Annotated in this window: 15 protein-coding genes; 4 read left to right on the top strand and 11 right to left on the bottom strand. The window is 38.5% G+C overall.

Annotated features, from left to right (window positions below; all coding sequences use genetic code 11):
• Positions 1 to 65: 65 nt before the first annotated feature.
• Complete coding sequence (locus JEY82_RS14450; protein ID WP_304086775.1) at positions 66 to 1007, top strand: FkbM family methyltransferase; 942 nt, start codon at positions 66 to 68, stop codon at positions 1005 to 1007.
• Positions 1008 to 1195: 188 nt separating this feature from the next.
• Here the strand turns inward: JEY82_RS14450 and JEY82_RS14445 are convergent, their stop codons facing one another.
• The 4 genes from JEY82_RS14445 to JEY82_RS14430 all read right to left on the bottom strand — a co-directional run bounded on the left by JEY82_RS14445 (position 1196) and on the right by JEY82_RS14430 (position 5710).
• The gene (locus JEY82_RS14445; RefSeq protein ID WP_304086772.1) at positions 1196 to 2380 is read right to left on the bottom strand and encodes a sensor histidine kinase KdpD; all 1185 of its coding nucleotides are present in this window, start codon (positions 2378 to 2380) and stop codon (positions 1196 to 1198) included.
• A complete protein-coding gene (locus tag JEY82_RS14440; protein WP_304086770.1) occupies positions 2367 to 3665 on the bottom strand; it encodes a hypothetical protein in 1299 nt (432 codons plus the stop codon). Before JEY82_RS14440 ends, JEY82_RS14445 begins: the two co-directional genes overlap by 14 nt.
• A 375-nt stretch (positions 3666 to 4040) precedes the next feature.
• The gene (locus JEY82_RS14435; protein ID WP_304086768.1) at positions 4041 to 4943 is read right to left on the bottom strand and encodes a hypothetical protein; all 903 of its coding nucleotides are present in this window, start codon (positions 4941 to 4943) and stop codon (positions 4041 to 4043) included.
• 281 nt (positions 4944 to 5224) lie between these two features.
• Positions 5225 to 5710 carry a methylated-DNA--[protein]-cysteine S-methyltransferase gene (locus JEY82_RS14430; RefSeq protein WP_304086764.1) on the bottom strand — a complete coding sequence of 162 codons (486 nt, stop codon included), beginning with the start codon at positions 5708 to 5710 and terminating at the stop codon, positions 5225 to 5227.
• A gap of 298 nt (positions 5711 to 6008) precedes the next feature.
• Here JEY82_RS14430 and JEY82_RS14425 point away from each other — a divergent pair, with 298 nt between their 5' ends.
• Positions 6009 to 6431: a hypothetical protein gene (locus tag JEY82_RS14425; RefSeq protein ID WP_304086762.1), complete on the top strand. Its 423-nt coding sequence runs from the start codon at positions 6009 to 6011 to the stop codon at positions 6429 to 6431.
• A 287-nt stretch (positions 6432 to 6718) separates the two neighbouring features.
• Here JEY82_RS14425 and JEY82_RS14420 read toward each other — a convergent pair whose 3' ends face one another.
• The 7 genes from JEY82_RS14420 to JEY82_RS14390 are packed head-to-tail and all read right to left on the bottom strand — an operon-like array spanning position 6719 to position 17705.
• Positions 6719 to 9802, bottom strand: coding sequence for a type III restriction-modification system endonuclease (locus tag JEY82_RS14420; RefSeq protein ID WP_304086759.1), 3084 nt, complete (start codon positions 9800 to 9802; stop codon positions 6719 to 6721).
• The gene (locus tag JEY82_RS14415) at positions 9786 to 11003 is read right to left on the bottom strand and encodes a YhcG family protein (RefSeq protein WP_304086757.1); all 1218 of its coding nucleotides are present in this window, start codon (positions 11001 to 11003) and stop codon (positions 9786 to 9788) included. Before JEY82_RS14415 ends, JEY82_RS14420 begins: the two co-directional genes overlap by 17 nt.
• Positions 11000 to 12871, bottom strand: a complete 1872-nt coding sequence (locus JEY82_RS14410) for a site-specific DNA-methyltransferase (RefSeq protein WP_304086754.1) — start codon at positions 12869 to 12871, stop codon at positions 11000 to 11002. Before JEY82_RS14410 ends, JEY82_RS14415 begins: the two co-directional genes overlap by 4 nt.
• Position 12872: 1 nt before the next feature.
• Positions 12873 to 13409 carry a hypothetical protein gene (locus tag JEY82_RS14405; protein WP_304086751.1) on the bottom strand — a complete coding sequence of 179 codons (537 nt, stop codon included), beginning with the start codon at positions 13407 to 13409 and terminating at the stop codon, positions 12873 to 12875.
• Positions 13410 to 13453: 44 nt separating this feature from the next.
• Entirely contained in the window at positions 13454 to 13750 is a 297-nt protein-coding gene (locus JEY82_RS14400) for a hypothetical protein (protein ID WP_304086749.1), read from the bottom strand.
• A 25-nt stretch (positions 13751 to 13775) separates the two neighbouring features.
• A complete protein-coding gene (locus JEY82_RS14395; RefSeq protein WP_304086746.1) occupies positions 13776 to 14435 on the bottom strand; it encodes a DUF4391 domain-containing protein in 660 nt (219 codons plus the stop codon).
• 6 nt (positions 14436 to 14441) lie between these two features.
• The gene (locus JEY82_RS14390; protein ID WP_304086743.1) at positions 14442 to 17705 is read right to left on the bottom strand and encodes a helicase-related protein; all 3264 of its coding nucleotides are present in this window, start codon (positions 17703 to 17705) and stop codon (positions 14442 to 14444) included.
• A gap of 641 nt (positions 17706 to 18346) precedes the next feature.
• Between JEY82_RS14390 and JEY82_RS14385 the strand changes: the two genes are divergently transcribed.
• Complete coding sequence (locus JEY82_RS14385) at positions 18347 to 18664, top strand: conjugal transfer protein TraJ (RefSeq protein WP_304086739.1); 318 nt, start codon at positions 18347 to 18349, stop codon at positions 18662 to 18664.
• Positions 18661 to 20349, top strand: coding sequence for a TraI/MobA(P) family conjugative relaxase (gene traI / locus JEY82_RS14380; protein ID WP_304086737.1), 1689 nt, complete (start codon positions 18661 to 18663; stop codon positions 20347 to 20349). Before JEY82_RS14385 ends, traI begins: the two co-directional genes overlap by 4 nt.
• Positions 20350 to 20431 lie beyond the last annotated feature (82 nt).

The raw sequence follows: 20431 nt of genomic DNA, 5'->3' as shown, positions 1-20431 counted from the left end.
AATATTTGTCTTACAGTTGTTTAAAAAAGTTTATCTCTGTATCTGTTTATTAAGCAGGAGGGCGCATGGATAGCGAGTTGATTCATGAATTTATAGGCCAGATCGAAAAAGAAACTGTTGAACAGTTCCAAGAAGTGGAGAACTTATTTTGTTCAAGGGATTTTTCACTTGTCAAAATAGGGGACTGGTTTGCAGTAAAGTTTACACCGACTTTAGGATATTTGCCGGTTTGGAAATATAATCCCATGACTCGCTACTCCTTTCAGCACAAAGCGTGGGAATGCAAGATAGGAAAAGCTCGTTTTTTGACATCCGCATGCCCTTTTTTTGAATTTGTGTGTGAACTTAGAGGATACACGCTGCCCGGAACCATTGCAGCGGATTCTGTTGTTGTGGATGCCGGACCGTGGAACGGTATTTCAGGAATGTATTTCAGCGCAGTTGCTGAGAAAGGAAAGGTTGTTTTTCTTGAGCCTGACAAGCAAAGCGCTGATTTTATAGATTCTGATATTGATAAAAACGGATTCACCAATTGTGAACTTGTCAGGAAGGCCCTTTACAGCAAAAGTGGTGAAGTAGGATTTAAGCACAAGTCCGGCGGGGAAAGTTGTGTTGATGCGGCGGATTCAGACACCGTACAAGCTATAACTTTGGATGATTTAGTTGCTGAACATGCACCTGAGGGAGTTGATTTTTTCAAAATAGACATAGAAGGCGCAGAGGTCGAAATTGCAGATGATCTCGCTCGCTATATTCGTGAAAATCAGCAATCATGGGCGGCTATCGCTTCATATCATGAAGTGGGGGATGTGAGAGCATCCAGCCTCTTAGAGGCAAGCTTTGCCGCGTATCCTGATTTGGTCTTTAAAACAGCCTATCCGTATCATGAAACAACTTTTGTCGCTAACGTAAAGAATAACGTTGTTGCTCAGAATATTAAGAAAATGACAAGCTTCGCTGTCGGCTGGAAGGCTATTGATAAGGATGTTGCGCGACAGGGGGGATGAGGGGGGTACATAAATCTTAAGCAAGAGCAAAGCTGAACTATTACTTTTTTGTCTGTTAAGCCAGAGAGACGGTTTTCATGCTCTGAAATAATTAAACTTACTTTTGTGATAGAAACAATTTCGAGTTTTTTTAAAGTAGGCAAATAACTCTTGTTTGGCGTAACGTTGGCTATTTTTTGGGTGACAATTTATAACAATTTTTTCATAAAGATTTTGTCTTTAGGAATTTGAAAAGAAAATTCAACTTGGTCTTCATGGATATTGCGGCAACAAACATTACCACCATGGCCTTCAATGATTTTTTTTATCGTATAAAGTCCAATGCCACAGCCGTTAACATGCCTTTCATATGCGTTACGTCCTCTAAACCCACACTTCCAGAGGTTGGGAGATTCGTCTCTGTTGAGTCTCATGCCTTTGTTACGTATTTTGAATTCAACCTCAGATCTTACATCATTGATATATATGTAAATAGTAGATGATCCGAAAGAGTATTTGATTGCGTTTATAAGATAGTGGCTAACGGCGCTTGCTATGGCTTCATCGTCTCCCCAAACATTAAGACTTGGTAAATTGCATTCAACCGTGACTTTAATATGTCTTTCATCAATCTCGCTTTGATATTGATTTAAAACATTATCGACGACGTCGATAAAGTTAAAGTGATTTCCATTTGTAATAGAGTAGTTAGGGTCTACAACAAGTCCTAGATTCGATGCATATCTATATGCTGCCCATATTTCATTTTTAGCTTCTTTAATTTTGTCTATAGCCATAGGACCTTCGTATAGCCCTTTTATAACATTATTCAATTTCGGTAACGTGGATTGAACTGAGCTCGCAAAGTCATGTCCTACTTCTTTTACATAATTTTCTAAAGTATGGAGTCTGCTAATTAGATCATCCATGTCAGAAACTTTTTTAGAAAGGAGAATTATTTCTGAAAATCGTGGGGCTAAAGATTGTGGGAGTTCTTTTAACGAGGCATTTCCCTGAAAGGCTATAGCAATAAAAAATTCTGAAGAAAGTTTAAATGGAATAAATAGTATTTGATTAACAGCGTTTCTACGTTTGATTAGGGGGGTTATTTTTTTTAAAAGGTCGTCACTAATTTTATGGACGTGTGGCCCTTTATAATGTTTTGCACATTCATCGATGAGCCGAAAGACTAGTTGTTTTTCGCCTCCTTCAAGGGGAGATTTGTCAATGTTAGAGCAAGATAAGAGGCTACAACTGTGTGCTGTTTGGCATTTCATAAGGATTGACGCCGATAAGTTGAATTCTTCATTAACTTCTTCTAGTAAAACGTCGACTAAGCTCCATATTCCCTCAGAGCTTTCGTCAATGTGAATAGTTTCATTATCTAAGAACATCATTTACCCTTTTTTCAAAATGAGAAGGTTGAATTGGTTTTTTACAAAAGAAAGCTAATTTGTCGAATGACAATCCTTCTACTTCGTGGCGGGTACCAGTAAGAACTCCAATTTGGGTGGTGGGATGGTCTGTTAATATTTTGTTACAAATATTAACTCCTGTTGTTTTGCAATTTTGAGTTTCCTGAGCACTCCAGAGGTCTCCAGATCCAATTTGCATGTCGACAATAGCTAAATCAATTTGAGTTGCAGCAAGTTTTGTAAATGCATCTTTGGCATTTACAGAGTACATAATATGATAGTTTTCCATAAGAGGGAGAAATAGATCTTCCATTTTTCTACTTTCATCATCAATAAGAAGGATGGTTTTTTTTCCAGAAGAAAGGGCTATTTGTTCAATTTCGTTCCAGTCATCTCCAAGATAATTTTTCTTAGACATCCGGCTTCCATAGCGAATAGTAATTTTAGTATTCCATCTTTCGTCAATTATGGAAGAAACTTTTTCATCGTCTAAAACTTTTTGCAATGGACGAATACACTGCTTTAACCAATAAGGAATACTTGATTCTTGGGGAGGGCTCACAACAACAATGAATTCAATGCTTTTTTTATTATTTCGGGTGAAGTATCTCATGTTATGGTGAAGTTGCCAGTCTTGCGTAATGTTATGTTTAAACCAGTGCCAGCATGAGGTTGAATCCATTTCTTTATATTTAGCATTTAAAGTTGATATAGGCGCTCGACTTGGGCCAATATCTAACTCATCAATCAATCTAAGCAGCGCTCCAACGTTTTTTTCGTGTCCACTAAGATCACCTAAATTGACTCTACGATGAGCTCTGCATATTTCTTTAACGATTGCAATAGTAGAAGGGGCTATGTCCAGCGAAGCTAAAAAACTAAAATTGGAAGCAACATATTCATCTATTAAATCGTGGTGATTTTCACGAATAAAGTTTTCAGCATATGTTGGGTCTGAGATAAGCTCAAGACCTTTGAATACGGATTTTGTTTCAAGGTCTTTGAGAGGAATTGTCATTCCTATATCGTGGAGACAAATGGATAAATATAAATAAAAAGCCTCATTTTCTTGTAATTTAATTCCACCATCTATGAGATTATTGGCTATAGTAACAAGGTTTTCAATATGAGTTGATCCATGAAGCGTAAAGAAGCTGAATCTTGGATTAAAGTCCATAACACTAGAACAATGTTTTTTTACAGCATCAACAATTATTCTTTGGTCAGGGGAAAGAACTTCATATAGTAAAAATTGTTCTTGCATATTTTTTGTCTTATTGTTGATTATAGGTTAAGGCGAAATAAATTTTATTTCTTTATTTTTTAGGCTGCTGGCGAATATGCCAATTCATCAATTAGTGGTGTATGTTTTATGCGAAATGTAAGACTGATGACATGATAACTAGTAACACATCAGCGCAGTTAATATCTATATAATAGCATTCTGTGAGTATTGTGTAAATATGGCATTATTGAAGTAAAAAATTGGCCCAGAGTGTTTTGATTATAATAATTGGTGTTGCTATACAGTAGAAGTTTATTAGCCTATTCCCCACGACAAAAAGCCGGCTACCTTTCGATAACCGGCCTTGAATTGCTGTCGATCTATACGTATAAGACTACCATCATTCTAATTTAATTATTTTAGTTTTTCACTGGTAGTTTTCTTGCGGAAACCGGCAAGAATAAGGGCTGCGAGAAATAGTCCTGCAAGTTCAAAGGTGAAATTAGCTTCTGAGTTTAGTACACACCCGGAGCTAGAAGTGTCAGTTCCCAGTGCAATCGGGGCTGTAATCTGACCGAGGGCCGGGTTTTCGTCATACTTACCGTTATTTTTCACAACAAAGTGTGCATAATAATGATTTCCGGTAATGATTCTATCACTGGGTAAAATATGATTGCCGGAAAGATCTGTCAGCCACCACGCACCGTCAGAGTAAATTGGTCCCGTTGCAGCGTAATTCCCGAAGAACGCAGATGTTCCGTTGGATTCATAAAGCTTAATTAACTGTAGAGCAGTAGGTGATCCTGTAGGCAGGCTGTTGGAATTTAACATGAAAAATCCGTACCAGCCATTGACATTGATGGAGGCGTTGAAGGAGCAAATTGTTGCGTACGTAGTGAAGTCATTAACAGAGTAAGTGGTCTTCAGTTCGCTGGCATCCATATCTTTAGAAGCAAACTTGTTAACTGTGACTGTAACACCTGATTTCTGTGAAGGGCTTGCTCCAATTACTGCATGGTTTTCAGTGTCTATACCGATCTCAAGGTATCCATTGGGTTGGGCTATCCTGTTGAAATTCATTAGAGTAGCTCCGGCACGGTCCTGCAATCCAAATCCATAGGCCCCGGTAATTCCAACTAATCCTGCGGCGTAAGTATGGTAATTTGTTGGTTTGTCAGGCTGGGCCTTGCCGTAAATTCCGGTAGACGCATTGAGAGCCGCAAAAGTTATGGTAACGTCAACTGCGCCGACACCTTGTCCCGTATTCGCTCCCACACCAGCTACTGTTCCGTCTCCGGAACCGGTCTGTGCAGTCATGGTTGCGTCGCCGTTTATATCAAATTTTACAAGATAATCATAACTTTGGGTTTGATTTCTGACTTCTAGATCAGTTGCTAATCCACCGTTATTTGCAGGCTGTCCGCCTACTCCGGCAAAAAACCCTTTAATTTTTTTTGTTACACTTTAATGTACTATTCAATGTAATTATTAATACAACTACTATTGATTTCAAGATTTATAATACGCACATTTACACGAAGCAAACTTGATTGTTGTTTGATAAGAAAAGATGCGTAACTCATTATTATCAAATATAATTATCTTAATGTGTTGTTTTCAAGTTTAAGTAATTGTTCTTTGGCTTTCAGTCCGTGCGCAAAGCCTGTCAATTTGCCGTTGCTGCCAATTACACGATGGCAAGGTACAATGAGTGGAAGAGGGTTTTTTGAATTAGCCATTCCCACGGCTCTGGAGGCTTTTTCATTACCTATGGCAATGGCAATATCTTTGTATGTTCGTATTTCTCCGAAAGGGATGGCGTAAAGTTGTTCCCAAACTCGTTTTTGAAAATCAGTACCTTGTGGATTCAAAGTGATGTCGAATTGTTTTCGTTGTCCGGCAAAGTATTCAAGTATTTGTTCCTTGATTGTTTCAAAAAAGGAATCGTTTCGTTGCCAATTTACCGAAATTTTGAAGTTCCGTTTACCCGCCTCAGTGACCATGTGCAGGTTAGAAAGTCCTAATTCGTTACCTACTAGGATTATCTCCCATAAACGAGTCTTGAATTGAGTGTAATATATCATTTTAATTTTCCTTTGCTGTCCAATTTCAAAGGGAGAGTATTGAAAGTGGTCTTTTTTCGCAACGGGGAAGGAAAGGATGGTCTGCAAAAAATGTCCGATTCATGTGTATTTGGGTTGACTCATGCATGCCAAGCAAGAGATATGGTTTGCAACTGTCTAAATAATTGAATAAATTGCATTGGATTATTATTTAACTATTTTACGGGCTGTTTTCCAGTATATGGGCCGCAGTGCGTATGGTTTAACTACATTAACTCTTTAATTAAAAATTATTTCAAATATGGAGATGTAATAAATAATGTCTATGAATAATTTTACACAAAATGATGAGATTGAAGAAGCGCTTTCACAACTTGAAGAGCATCTTGAGGAATGTAAGAACAATGATGATTCCAAAGGGCGCGGGCTGACTCTTTTTGAGATGGCACAGATAGAGATTTCCAGAGATAATAAGGAAAAAGCTTTGCTCATGCTGATTGAGGCCTATTCTCTAGTTAAGGATCTAGGAGATTTGTCCTATATTTGTCCTATCGGTGAGCTTCTTGGTCAGCTTCTTTATGTCTCAGGTAGCCGTGAAGAAGGGTTGAATATGGTTCGTGAGGCTTTTGTAGGATTAAAAGAGATGGGGTCTGACGACGAGGCGGCAAATACCGAAAATTTGATGGATGCAATGCTCGCACATTCCCTTGCTAATCCTTTACCTGCACCTGATGCGGAGTAGATTCGTCCGCTAAATTAGTCTGGATTTTAAAAGAATAAAAAGGCTGGCTATCTTTCGATAACCAGCCTTGTTCTACCTAATGGTAGGCACGAGCAGCTTTGAACTGCTGACCCCTTGCATGTCAAGCAAGTGCATCTTGTTTAAGGAGTTGTTTTTAATAAGAATATTGTTTTACGGTCTATTTGTTTTGGGCATTTTTTGTGTTCTTTAAGCTTGAATGTAGATCACAGTGTATATCAAAATATATACTAATAATCATCCGATTTAAGCATATCAGCTTCCGGTATTCACCTAACCCCGACTACATCCATCAACTTGCTGTAACTATTCACGACATCATATTTTACGTTTTTAGGAGTAATTGTCCGGTTAATTTCCTCAAAAAACTTGCGGGCGCATTTGATTCTTGTTTTCTCTATTTCCCGTAATTCCATAGTAGACATTGAACCTTTCGTTTCAGCCACAAAGTAGACATGCTTTACAGCCCCTTCCTTAAATGAAATAGCCCAGTCTGGGTTATAATTCCCTACAGGGGTTGGAATTGAAAAACCATTGGGCAATTTTGCGTAAACAACAACTTCTTTGCTGGTATCCAGCTCATTTACAAAATCTCGCTCTATCTTAGAATCAGTTATAGCGTAATCATAAATATGATGTTTAAGCGGAGCTCCGGCTTTACTGAAATCCTGGTTACTTTGTCCAAGAGTAAAAATATCCATATCATGAGTTTCAGAAGTAGTATCATAGCTTAACCGTTCAATAACTGCGGTTGCCTTCTGTTCACGGATGAGTCGGGTGGATTCCGCAATAAAACTTTCAGGATTTACTTTGAATAAATCAAAAACTGGCTTTCTTATTTTGCCCAAAATATTTGCCACAGTTCCTCTGGTCAGTTGAGCATTTTCAGAGAGTTTACCAATCAAGTCATACTTTACAGCAGAGTGAATAGACTTCGTATTTTGCTCCGTTGTCGTTTCACTAATTTTAAAACTTTCACCTGATTTAATTTTATTAGAGCTAACTTCCGCAATCTGCTCCCCCTTCTGAATGACATACTGCAAAGGAGCAACCTGTAGAGTTTCATTCAAAACATTTACGCACTTATCCACCAATTCAGAGCTGTCAAAATGGACACTATACACAGCTTTTCGGTTAATCCTGTTCCAAAGCTCTTTAAACTCTTTTTTATCAAAATTAGCATTCAAAGAATTTGTTTTAGGAGCTCGACCATTTTCTAGTTGTGGCAACCCTGTATCACTGTAAACACTATTTATTAATTGGAAAATTTGATCGCTAAATGGCTGCAGTTCAACAGGTAAGGCTGCTACGCTTCCAGTCTTTACAGCCTCATGATACTCTGGAGCTATATTATCATTGTCATCGGTATAATCATTTTTCAAAAGATATCTATATATCTGCTTGGCCATTTGAGGAGTGACTTCAACATCTTTACCTTCTACCAATAATACTTTTCCTGTGAAATATTCTTCATCAGCAACACGCGGTCTTTCCGAAAGAGAGTCACTAATATCTTTTTGTAGTGCCGTTACAAAATCTTTATAACTTTCACTAGCCACAACAGTCAGGACATTGGTCTGGTGGACTGTTTCTGGGGAATCCTGTCTTTCTCCAAACTGATTCACAGCAATACGAAGCCCGCGCCCGACTTCTTGCCGACGAGAAATAGTATTATCGCTGTGCTTAAGAGTACAGATTACAAAAACATTAGGATTATCCCAACCTTCACGAAGGGCAGAATGGGAAAAAATAAATCGCGTTGGCTCTGCAAAAGACAAAAGCCTTTCTTTATCCTTAAGAATTAAATCATATGCGCTTATGTCTGTACTTTCAGTTTTTTCACTTCTCGATGCTTTCAAAGCATCAACCATTTTTCCTTTCTTATCTTTAGAAAAATAGCCTTTATGAGTGCTCTCAACTAAAGTTTCTTTGAGATATTGTTTATAATCATCCTGTATAAGCAAATCACATTTTAACTCAGCGACCGCATCTGCGTACTCTTCTTCAAAAACTTTTGCATATTCACCTCCTTCATGTCCTGCTTCAGTATATAATCTGTACTTTGCGACTTCATCGATAAAAAATAGCGTTAGAACCTTAATCCCTTGCTTGAAAAGAACTTGCTCTTTTTCCAAATGGGCTTTGACAGCTTCCCTTATCTGGATACGACGAAGCATTGCTTCATCAACATCACCAGTCGCTTCTCCCGCATACAATTTATGCCCGTTTGTGAATTCAACCATATCTGTAATGGCATCAATGTCAGCTATAACAAAATCCTTATACTGCTCAAGTCCGCCTGAAATATCATGGAGGTTACTTCCCTTGACCAATCGCTGCATCGACCGCTTAATTCCGGAGTTTTGCTTTATCTCCACTTCAATTCTGGCAACAGGACTTTGCTTGGAAATTTCAATCGACTCCAAATAAAGATAGGCATTTGTTCCAGGCAGTCCTTTTACAGATATACCTCGGACAGAAATCTTTTTTACAAGCTTTTGATTATAAGCATCCAAAGCATCCAGACGGTGAATCCTATTGTGCTGGGCCTTATGCGTAGCGGAGTAACGGAGAACAAAAAGTGGAGCGAACTCTTTAAGTGAATCTAAAGTCTTTTCCCCTCCCATCTTTTGAGGTTCATCAAGGATTAAAATGGGCTTGTTGGCTTTAATTACATCAATAGGTTTGCGACTCTGAAAATCATCGAGTTCTTCATAAATGCGGCGATTATCTTTTCCGCGAGCATTAAATGCCTGCACATTAATAACCATAACATTAATTCCAGCATCTGAAGAATAACTTTCAAGCTTCTCTAATTGTTTAGAATCATAAATAAAGAACTTAGCTTTTTTGTGATAGCTTTCTTGAAAGTGATCTGCTGTGATATCAAAAGATTTGAGCACGCCTTCACGGATAGCAATACTTGGAACCACTATAATAAATTTGGTCCAGCCGAACCTTTTATTCATCTCAAAAATGGTTTTAATATAGCAGTATGTCTTTCCGGTTCCGGTTTCCATTTCGATATCTAAATGATATTTGCAAATGGCCAGAGCTTTTTTAGTATAGGCAGGATCTAATTTTAACGCATTTTTATTTAGGGTTTTAAACTCGGTTAAAGAATTACTCTGCGGCAAATTTTGTAAACGCTGAACAGCTTGAATATTTTCTAGGAACTGATTCTCATTTAAAATTAGATCATCATTTTTAAATCCTATCGCAGCTACATCAAGAGCACTTCCTGGATCAATACGGTAATTTAATCCTTGTGTGCAAGGTTGCCCTTTAAAGCAGTTCACAACCGCATCTACTGCCCGCGTCTGGTAAGCCTGTTTTTTAAATTTCAACTTCATGATGAGCCTCCCAGTCCTGCTGTGCTTCTTCCAGTTGTTTCTTCAATTCCTCTTTGGAAGGAAGGTAAAGCTGATACTCGGATGCATAAATATTGGATTCTTTCGGTAAGGTTAGTTCAACTAATCCGTCGCTCTTACTATGACAAAGCAAAATACCAATAGTTGGTTTTTCATCAGCAAGCTTCACATGGCGATCAAAATAATTCACGTACATTTGCATCTGTCCCAAGTCTTGATGAGTCAATCTTTCACGTTTCAAATCAATAACGACATAGCAACGCAATAGGCGATTGTAGAACACCAAATCCACATAGAAGTGATCGTCATCAAAGGTAAACCTCTTCTGCCGGGCTTCAAAAAGGAAACCTTTACCCAGCTCTAAGAGAAAATGCTCGATCTTATTAATAATTGCCGTTTCTAAATCATGTTCGGAATAACTAAAATTTTCTTCTAGCCCCAAAAATTCCAACACATATGGACTTTTTAAAACATCTTTAGGGGAGCTTACAAGCTGGCCTTTTTCTGAAAGCTCTCTAACTTTTTCTTTATCTCTGCTCAAAGCTAATCGCTCATAAAAACTAGAATTGATTTGACGCTTCAGCTCTCGGAGACTCCAGCTATTTTCAATTGCTTCAATTTCATAAAATTTTCGTTCATCGCTGGATTTAATAGTTAAAAGCACAACATAGTGGGACCAGCTTAAATTGAAACTCACTGATAATGTTTGCCAAAGATTACAGGTATCAACCCCATCTATAGGCAACATCCCAGACAGTGTTTGGGATGTTTGAGATTTGGCAGACTCTGTCTGTTGAATCTTTTCTGAAGAGCTAAGAGATGTAACAGACAGCGTCTGTTGAATCTTTGCATAGGCCTGATAAAATTCTCTGAATTTTCGTAAATTGGTAGGGGACATACCTTTAATACCTAATTTAACAAGTCTTTCAGATAAAGACTCAATCAATCTCTTTCCATACAAATCAGCCCGTTCTGCACCACCGCTTTCAAATTCCACAATATACCAGCCGAACAACCAATTGCGCACGACCAACGCAATATCCACGGAACGCGCGACCTGACTCTGCATAGCGGATTGAGTTTTCTCAAACAGCCCAACCACATCATCAAATCCAACTTTCTTAATTGCTGTATTTTCTGTGGCTTTACCCGGTGTATTCTTTTCGTGTTTTTCGAGGGTCATATCGTCTTCACTTCAGTATGGGGCGACATAAGTTTAAAAATTTGCTCCACATTAATCTTAACGCTATCACCTTTAAAGCCAGAATCACGGAACACAATTCGTAAAGGTTTATATTCCGCCAACTTCTTGCAAAAATCTTCGGTAATTTCGCCATTATTCGCAAAGCATGCTGCTAAAGAATTTTCATCCACAAAAAACACATCAAGCCCGGCAACAACTTCTTTTTTAATAGGCAGAGAAAGATCAACACCCCAATCAAGAAGCACCTGAAAAAGTAAGTCTTCCTCGCTACGGCCAGCTTTAATATTGTCAGTCATTGCTGCAATTAAATCTTGCCTCATTGCATCAGGAGAGTAGTAGACATCAGCCATATTGCTGCTGTCTACTTTCAAAACACGAAAGCCGATATCAAGATCAGTTGCGTCTGGATTTTCGTCTTTTATCTTTGCTCCGGCACGGCGAATACGTTCTTTGGAAATTTCGGCAATGGTTTTGTAGCCAGCTTTGAAAGCTTCAGATTTTTCGTCACACTCTTCGGGGAGCTGGACCATAATAAATTTGCGGTTGCCCTTGTCTTCTGCGTTTAGTTGCATGACAGCGTGAGCAGTTACACTAGAGCCTGCAAAAAAATCAAGAATAAGATCGTCGCCATTACAAACTTGAGAAATAAGAACCGTTAATAATGAAAGAGGTTTCGAATAGTCAAAAATATTACCTCCCAGAACTTGCTGTATCTGCCTTGTCGCTTCTGTGTTTAGCCCAACTTTGTCACTCATCAATGTTGAAAACGGATTGTGCGTACTTTTAAGTTCATTTTTAAACCGCTTTTGCATTGGCCTTCTGGATATATCTTCTGGAAAAATGACTCTACCTTCTGCAATCATTTTCTCCATTGATTTTGGGATAAAAGCCCAAACTCGATTAGGATTGTATGGGTAAATGCTTCCAGTTGAAGGGTCTACTAAATTGTAAGCTTGATTCGGACGCATTGATGCAGTCATTCCAACAGTTAAATTGTCCGAAATCCATGGACCTCGGGGGTCATTATCTGGGTTTGAATATTTTTTAAAATCTTTCTCGTTACCAGTAAAACCTTCCAACTGTCCTTTTTGGTAGCAAATGACATAGTCTTGATCTGATGACACATTATTATCAGCCATTGCAGAAGAAACTCGCCTTTTCCAAACGAATTCAGCTATAAAATTAGTTATCCCAAAAATTTCATCACAAATTTTACGCAAATTATGCACTTCATTATCATCAATACTAATAAAAATGGCCCCATCCTCTTTCAGTAAATTCTTAGCAAGCTTAAGCCGTGAATACATCATACTCAGCCAATCAGAATGAAACCGCCCATTGCTTTCCGTATTGGCAATTAAGTGATTACCTTCTTCATCTTTTTGTTCAGATTCAAGCAAATATTCTTCAGCAGATTCTGTAAAATTATCACTGTATATAAAATCCTTCCCAGTATTATACGGAGGATCAATATAAATCATTTTTACCTTGCCGAGATAGTTCTCCTGCAAAAGCTTGAGAGCATCAAGATTATCGCCCTCAATGAACAAATTCTCAGTGGTATCAAAATTAACACTCTCATCACGACAAGGACGCAAAGTTTTGGCAATAGGAGCATTGGCGGCAAGCAAAGCTTCACGCTTGCCCGGCCAATTAAGTTGATATCGCTCTTTCGGACCTTCAACGATAGAATCTGAAAGCTCTTGGCGAAGTAAATCAAAATCAATGGACTTTTTTATACTACCATCTTTAGATCGAGACTCAGTTATGCAATTAGGGAACTGCAGAGCAATCTTTGAAATATTATCATCTATCAGGTCGGGGGTATGCATTTTTAGTTTATCCATTTTAATTCCTTTCCAATGATCCAAGAATATCGTTTTTATTATGTACATAAGCATGAAGTAAATCTTCATACGAAAACATTATCCAGTCGGTTGCAGTCTTCAACTCAGCAAAAGACTTTTCAAATTCTTCTGTTTGCAAATATTGTAAATTCATATCTGGAAAATAAGATTTTCCATTCTGATTAATATCCAAATCAACCCCTTTTTTTTCGCCTTTCCATTGCAGCAAAGCTAAGAAAAAAAATGCATCTCGAAATGTTTTCATTGTTTGATTATAAAGACCAGGAGCTCTCTCTGTTCCATTAAAAGTATCTAGCATTACTTGTGTATAATTAGAGTAAGATTCATTACCGCTACCATTCTCACCTATTGCTATTTCAGATGAATATTTTCCATGCTTGCTATTAAATTTTTCGCCTTCAACTTTAACATGCCCAATTCCATCATTTAAAAAATTAAAGTTGAATGTCATTCTAAAATAGCATTTTATTATTTTATCTGAAATCGAAGCAAGATGCTTATGAGCCTCCTGCGACATTTTGATAATCGGTCGTATTTCACACGGAGTAATCACTTCTTTATTTAAAAAATAGCATTTAAATTGAGCTTTGAATTATAAAAGACACACAGATCGGTCAGAAGCAAATCTATATTTTGAGCATAATAATTAGCTGTATCTAAAGTCGCTTGCAGTTCTTTTTCTTCTTCCCTAGCTAAGAATCGTTTATCTCTCTTGTTCAAAGAATAGTTCGTATACCAAGCTGCAAAAGCAGCTGCCACAAGAGCACCAATTCCTGTCCCTATAAAAGTATACCAATCAATACCACGAACCTCAGGCTGTATAACAGCATTCGCAATTTCAACTATGGTACTATTCATAAAAATTCCTGCAAAATTTTAAAAATTACTCAAGTCCCCGAATCTGCAGCTCCAGAGCTTTCAATTCAGAATTAAGCTCTACCTTGCGATTAAACTGCTTTTCTTTTCTTATCCGAGACTCAAGCTTACTAGCGTCTCGCTTTATACTCCGCAACTGATCCATTCGCAAAAAAAGTTTATTTATAGGCTCATTTTTACGAGCAGGTAAGGGGATAATGTTTTTAAGAAGAGTATGATAAAGAGCACCCATGTTCAGCACAACGGGTAATTCTTTACGCTCGGAACCGTCATTAATCCATTCTGTTTCGCTATACCCGCTAACAACCCATTTGCTTCTATCCACTTCACTCGGACGCTTATAAGCCGCGACATACTTATTTTTATTGCCGTAATCTAAGACAAAAAAAAGAGGGGAAGGTATGGCCTTATCAATGGTTTCCAAAACTTCATAGTTTAACTTTTCAGTCCTGAGGGCAACCGTGAAAATTTGTATCTCCTGCACGCTCTCACTTGCCGGCAAATTTATCGTTTCAGGAGCCAATTTATAGGACCATGTGATTTTTTCAACTTCACGCACAAACATTTTTTGAACTTTTGAACTAACGCCTGCAAGTTTGTATATCTTGCTTTTGGGAAGAGGGCTTCCAACGAAAGTTTGCTTCGGGAAATTATATAAAAAAGCCATGTTTATCTACCCTGCAACAACTAAAAAGGAAATTATTTCAAAATCATCAAGACCTTGTATTGTATCAAGAAGTGCGCTGGTCTTCGTACCTGAAAAAAGGCTATCAATATCAGTGTCTTCTTTAACTTCAACAATAGACTGAATAGCCTGCCCTAACAGATCGGAATAATGCTTCATATCCCGACCATCATTTGTATTGTCATTAAAAATTTTGCAAGCTTCAAAAATTGGAGAATCTAATCCTTTGCAGCCATTCCTGACCATATCCAATATTTTCTTAACCTGAGTATGATCAGTAATAATTTCACCGTCATTACTGATATATACGAGATAATATGGGTGCAGCCTATTATGCTGATTAATATTTACAGCACTGTTGCGGTTACGCAGAGTAAAAATAACACCAGGACGCAATCCTTTATTCGGGGCTGCCGAAATCACAGCATGTAAACCATTAGGAAGGTGGGCAAGATCCCCTTTATCTTTCATATAATTCAACAAATCCATCCTAAAATCATTAAGGCCTAAATCAGTGATGTTTACACCTGTTTTTAAATCTTCAAGCTCGATAACTTCATCCTGCAGCCGGCGTAGCTGCTCTTTCCGATATCCAACATCATTTGCCTGCGCAGAAAGAACATTGTCATCACCTGTCCCAGTGAGGTCGACAATATGCATTCTGTTTTCCACACGCTCTTTCAGATTGATATATTCATCTAATGAGATATCAGGCCAGTAATTCACTAGCTGAATAAATTCGTTTGAAGAACCAATTCGATCAACTCGCCCAAAGCGTTGAATAATACGAACTGGATTCCAATGTATGTCATAGTTAATAAGGTAGTCACAGTCCTGCAAATTTTGCCCTTCAGAAATACAGTCCGTACCAATCAATAAATCAATTTCACCGGGTTCATCCGGAAAAATCAAATCCTTTTCTTTGGAACGAGGAGAAAATAAAGTTAGAATTGACTGGAAATCATATCCCTTTTTCAAAGAATTTTTAGGGCTGTTCTTGCCTGTAACAAGTCCTGAATGAATACCCTCTTTAGCCATTTGCTTAGATAAATTTTCGTAAAGATAGTTGGCGGTATCGGCAAAAGCAGTAAAAATTATAATTTTTTTATTACCCGCATTTATTGGGTTTTCAATCTTATTCTTGATGTGCTTTTTAATATGCTGAAGCTTTGAATCATCTTCAACCGTTACCTTTCTCATCTCGCCCAGCAAGGCTGATATGACATGAATATCTGCACTCAAATCATGTTCCCAAGACAAAAGATCCATATCAGCAAGGTTAACCTGAACTTTCCCCCCGATCAAAAATTCTTCCAGATCCGCAATATCTTCATCGTCACTCTCAACTGAACCGAACTGTTCAGCTAAAGTTATTTTTGCCGAATCTGATTTTGATTTCTTAAATTGCTCAATCTTATCCAGCATATCAATATGCTTTTCTTCCAAAGCCCCAAGAGTAAGCCGAAAAGACTCTACAGAACTTTCAAGACGCTTAAGCAAGTTTGTTGTCATAAGCGACTGAAGACTTGTTTCTCGGTCCACCTGACGCAACTTTCCTTTACCTCCATCAACGGCAGTATCATATAATTCTTCGTATTTTTTTAGTCGGCTCGGCAAAATGTAACTGACAGGCGCATAGACTGACAATTTCAGTAAAGACAGTTGAGCATAAATCTCATTAAAACTTGGAATGTTGGGAAGATCCGTCAAAGGGCTACGAAATGACAAAGGCTTACGTCTCACGGGAAAATTCCCGATATCAGTAGTGTCATAAAAAGTTTCTATATGCTTCCTTGAACGAGCAATTGTAACTTTATCCAGGAGCTCGAAAAAATCAAAATCCAAAGCATTTAAAATAGCACTGGCAGTGCGTTCTTCACAAGGAAACTTTGACCAGCTATTAAAGGCAGTCTGAGCCTGTCTAAAAATTTCTTCAATCCCCTTTTTTACATTAATTTTTTCACTAAGTTTTTCAGACTCACCTTCGTAGGCAAGCGCAAGCTGATTCCTAAGATCATTGAATTTGTTATTTACGGGAGTAGCAGACAGCATCAAAACTTTAGTCTTTACACCATCCCGAATAACGGAATCCATTAATTTTTTATATCTGGTTTCTTTCTCTTTATAAGTGTCGTTGTTACGAAAATTATGAGACTCGTCTATCACGATAAGATCATAGTTTCCCCAATTCACCTTATTCAACGGAATACCAAAAGATTCCCCACTTGTTCGCTGTAAATCAGTATGACACAAAACATCATAACTAAAGCGATCCTTAGCAAGGATATTTGTTTTAAGGTTCCGATTATAATTCAGCCAGTTGTCAGCCAATTTTTTAGGACAAAGAACCAATACGGAGCGATTTCTAAGCTCGTAATATTTGATAACGGCAAGGGCGGTAAAGGTTTTACCAAGACCAACACTGTCAGCAAGAATACACCCATTATAACTTTCAAGTTTATTGATGATTCCAGTGGCAGCATCACTTTGAAAATTAAAAAGTTTATTCCAAACAACACTATCTTTATACCCGGTCAAATCATTAGGCAAAACGTCTTCATTCAAGTCTTCAAGGAACTCATTAAAGATATTATAAAGCATCAAGAAATATACTTTTTCAGGAGAGTTTTCCTGATAAACAGATTCTATGTGTGCACAAATACTCTCGGTAACATTCTTAAGCTGCCCATTATCGTTCCATATCTGATCAAAAAGATGAATATAAGTTGCTGTAAGCGGTGCTTCATCTATTTTGTTTATAAGATTAGAAACAGCATCACCTTGCTGGTAGCCAAGGTCTACAGCCGTAAAACCATGCAATGGCATATAAGTTACATCAGTATGTCCTGTCTCTAAACAAGCAAATTGCTGCATAGGGGATTTTGTAGCATTTGAACGAAAGGTGGCTTTACGCCGTATCCAGTCCGCACACTCCTTCGCAATTGCACGCTGAGTTAGCTTATTTTTCAACTGAAGTTCAAACTCACTTCCATATAAGCTTTTTTCTCGTTGCAACTTCGGTATATGAAATTCTCTGCGCTCCTTCGACATTTTGTCCGCAACATCATTTGGAACAAAGGCTGGAGCAGTGAAAATAAACTCAAGAGAGTCAATTTTATCTAATTCCTTTTTTAAAGCTTCATAGCCATAAATAGAAAAACAAGTCGCTGCAATTTTTAATTTAACACCAGGCTCAAGTGTTTGCTTTAAGTCATCGCCCCAGAGAGAGTTTATATTATCTAGTATTTGCATATGGTGCTTTTTTTATAAATATTAAAAATTAAATCCGTGAAAAATTCTTCATTTGGAATGCTTCATATTTAGCGACCGACTTTGCCCAAACAGTTTAACTAAATCAGCAGCCTAAATAACCGCAGTAGAAAAACTTCATGCGCGAGCTCCACAGTTTTACACATGAGATTGTAGGCAGCTCTTTTCCTTACGCCTTACCCCATCCCTAAGACCTGGATCGGTTGATTTTAAGTGGAACTTTCAGCCCAGGGGGCGGAGGACGGAGCGCCGCGATGGAAGCAACCTTCATCAATGTAGAATATAATCTGAAACGAATACTTCAACCGGAGTCCGTTTGTCCAGAGACGAGAATTTCAGCTTCTCATTTCTGATAGTGATATTTTACGATATTTAATGATTTTAAGAGATATTTTATGAGATTAAACGAGATTTTATGATATTCCTCTCTTTTTACTTAATAGCTTGTAATAATGGCACTAAATCGCATATAATCTCACGGAGTCGGAAGGCAGGACAGGTAAGGTAGGCCCACTTTTTCAAAGTGGACGACCTTACGCCCTGCCCAGCCTGTGGCTGAGGTTGGCTTATTCACCTGCGGCTCAACGCAAGAATAAAGACAGTCCAAGAGAAAAGTGGAATCCGTGCCGAGTAAAAAGAAAGTCATAAAAGCTTATGTTTCTGAAAAAGAACACAAGGTGGTCAGTACTACTGCAAAGCAGTGTAGTCTGTCCGTTTCTGCTTTTGCAAAAGCCGTTTGCCTGGGCCATGAAATTAAGAGCCGTGAGGATCAGCAGGCACGCCGGGAGTTGCTAAAAATCAATGCAGACCTTGCTCGTTTGGGTGGGCTGCTCAAGATGTGGATTCTTGATGATGACAAACACCGGCTTGATGTTGAGAAGTTGCTTAAAGATCTACGGCAGCGACAGAAGGAATTGTGCGAGAAGGTGATGAGTTTATGATTAGCCGAAGGATTTCCTGTAAACCTCAGAATGATAATTATCGGCGACTGGCTGATTACATTGCTGATGCTAAGAACAAAGGGGAGAAGACTCTTTATTCTTGGAATGATGGCTGCTGGGCTGGTGAAAACTATCAACTGGCCATTCAGGAAGTTTTGGACACTCAGGATCTGAACCAGCGCACGAGGAAAGAAAAGACTTATCACCTAATCGTGTCCTTCAGGCCGGAAGATGAGGCTTTATTGACTCCAGAGAAGTGTAAGAAAATTGAAAAGGAATTTGCCAAGGTTCTAGGGTTTGAAGAACACCAGCGTCATTGTGGAGTCCATAAGAATACTAACAATCTTCACATGCACATTGCTTACAATATGATTCATCCTGAAACTCTCACCAGGCATGAGCCTTACCGGGACTATTTCAAGCGTGACCGGTTGCATCGTGAGCTGGAACTGAAATTCGGTTTGAAGTTTGATAATGGCCGACAAAAAAATCTGGAGCCAAAACGTAATAATGATAGGGCTGAAACATATGAAGCGCATTCCGGTCAGCAGTCTTTTGATTCTTATGTGAAGGAGCGTAAAGATTTCATCCTTAAATCACTGGATAACGCGCAAAGCTGGCAGGATTTCCATAAATCTTTGGCGCAGATCGGAATTGAGGTTAAAGCTAGAGGTAATGGTTGTATCATAAAAGATAGGCATTCCAGCACTGCCGTTAAAGCCAGTAGATTGGATCGGGATTTTAGCAAGGGAAAGCTTGAAGCTAAGTTAGGTCAATATCAAAAACCTATTGCAGTTGTGCAGAGCAAAGATGAACAGGAAAGGTATGTGTCGCGTCCGCTTCATAAAAAGCGGGGAGAGCTTTATTCCCTGTACCGTGAGGCCATAGATGGCCGGAAGAAGGCCTATGAGGAAATCAAAGCTGAGCAAGATGAACGGTGGAATAAAGCCACTGCTTTCTGGGGAAGTAAGATCAAAGAAATTAAACGTGATCGTAAACTTTGTCCTAAAGATCGTAGTCGATTGCTTGCGTTAGCAACCGGCAAGAAAACTGAAACTATTGAAGCAATAAAGGCGGATGTTGCGAGTAGAAGGGCAGAGCTTAGAAAGCTGACACCGTTCAACCGTTGGAATGACTTTTTGAAATGGAAGGCTGAAAACGGTGATGAAATTGCTTTGCAGGTTTTACGTTCTAAGAAGGAGCCTATCCAGAGTATTCCTTCAGCTGAATCTGATAAAGCTATTTCTAAAGTTTCCGCGCTTAAGCTCAAACAGAGTCAGATTAGATCAGATTCAAACTTGGCTTGGAAGGATAAGCGCAGGCTGTTATCTATTTCTAAGATGCTCCAGCTTCAAGCTGAGGAAAAGAAACGTTATGATATTAGCCAAAGGATTGAGCGTCGGGAGAAGAATAAAGATGGCGAGTTCAAGTCTGAAAAGCCGATGTTAAATAAGCTTAGTTGGCGTGTCGATTCATCTGGAAATATTCTTTATACGCTGGAAAGTGGCGGCATGGTCAAAGATAACGGGGATAAAATTTTCTTCAGTATGAATGATCCGAAGGCTGGGCTTGTTGCCGAGAAGTTGGCTAAGAGGGTGTTTGGGCCGAATGTACAGATGAATGGGAATGAAATTTGCCGGCTAAGTAGAGGGATTACAAAAAAAGTAATTTTAGGGAGAACTTAAGTTTTAACTCAAAATATCAATGACTAGCGGTTATATAGAATGATTCTTCTAGACTAGGTGTGATTAGTGTGATAATTCAGCC

Origin of the sequence: Maridesulfovibrio ferrireducens, assembly GCF_016342405.1 — a bacterium.
Lineage (GTDB): Bacteria > Desulfobacterota > Desulfovibrionia > Desulfovibrionales > Desulfovibrionaceae > Maridesulfovibrio > Maridesulfovibrio ferrireducens_A.
The sequence above is the reverse complement of the archived record's forward strand: the minus strand, read 5'-3'. Positions and strand labels throughout refer to the sequence as shown.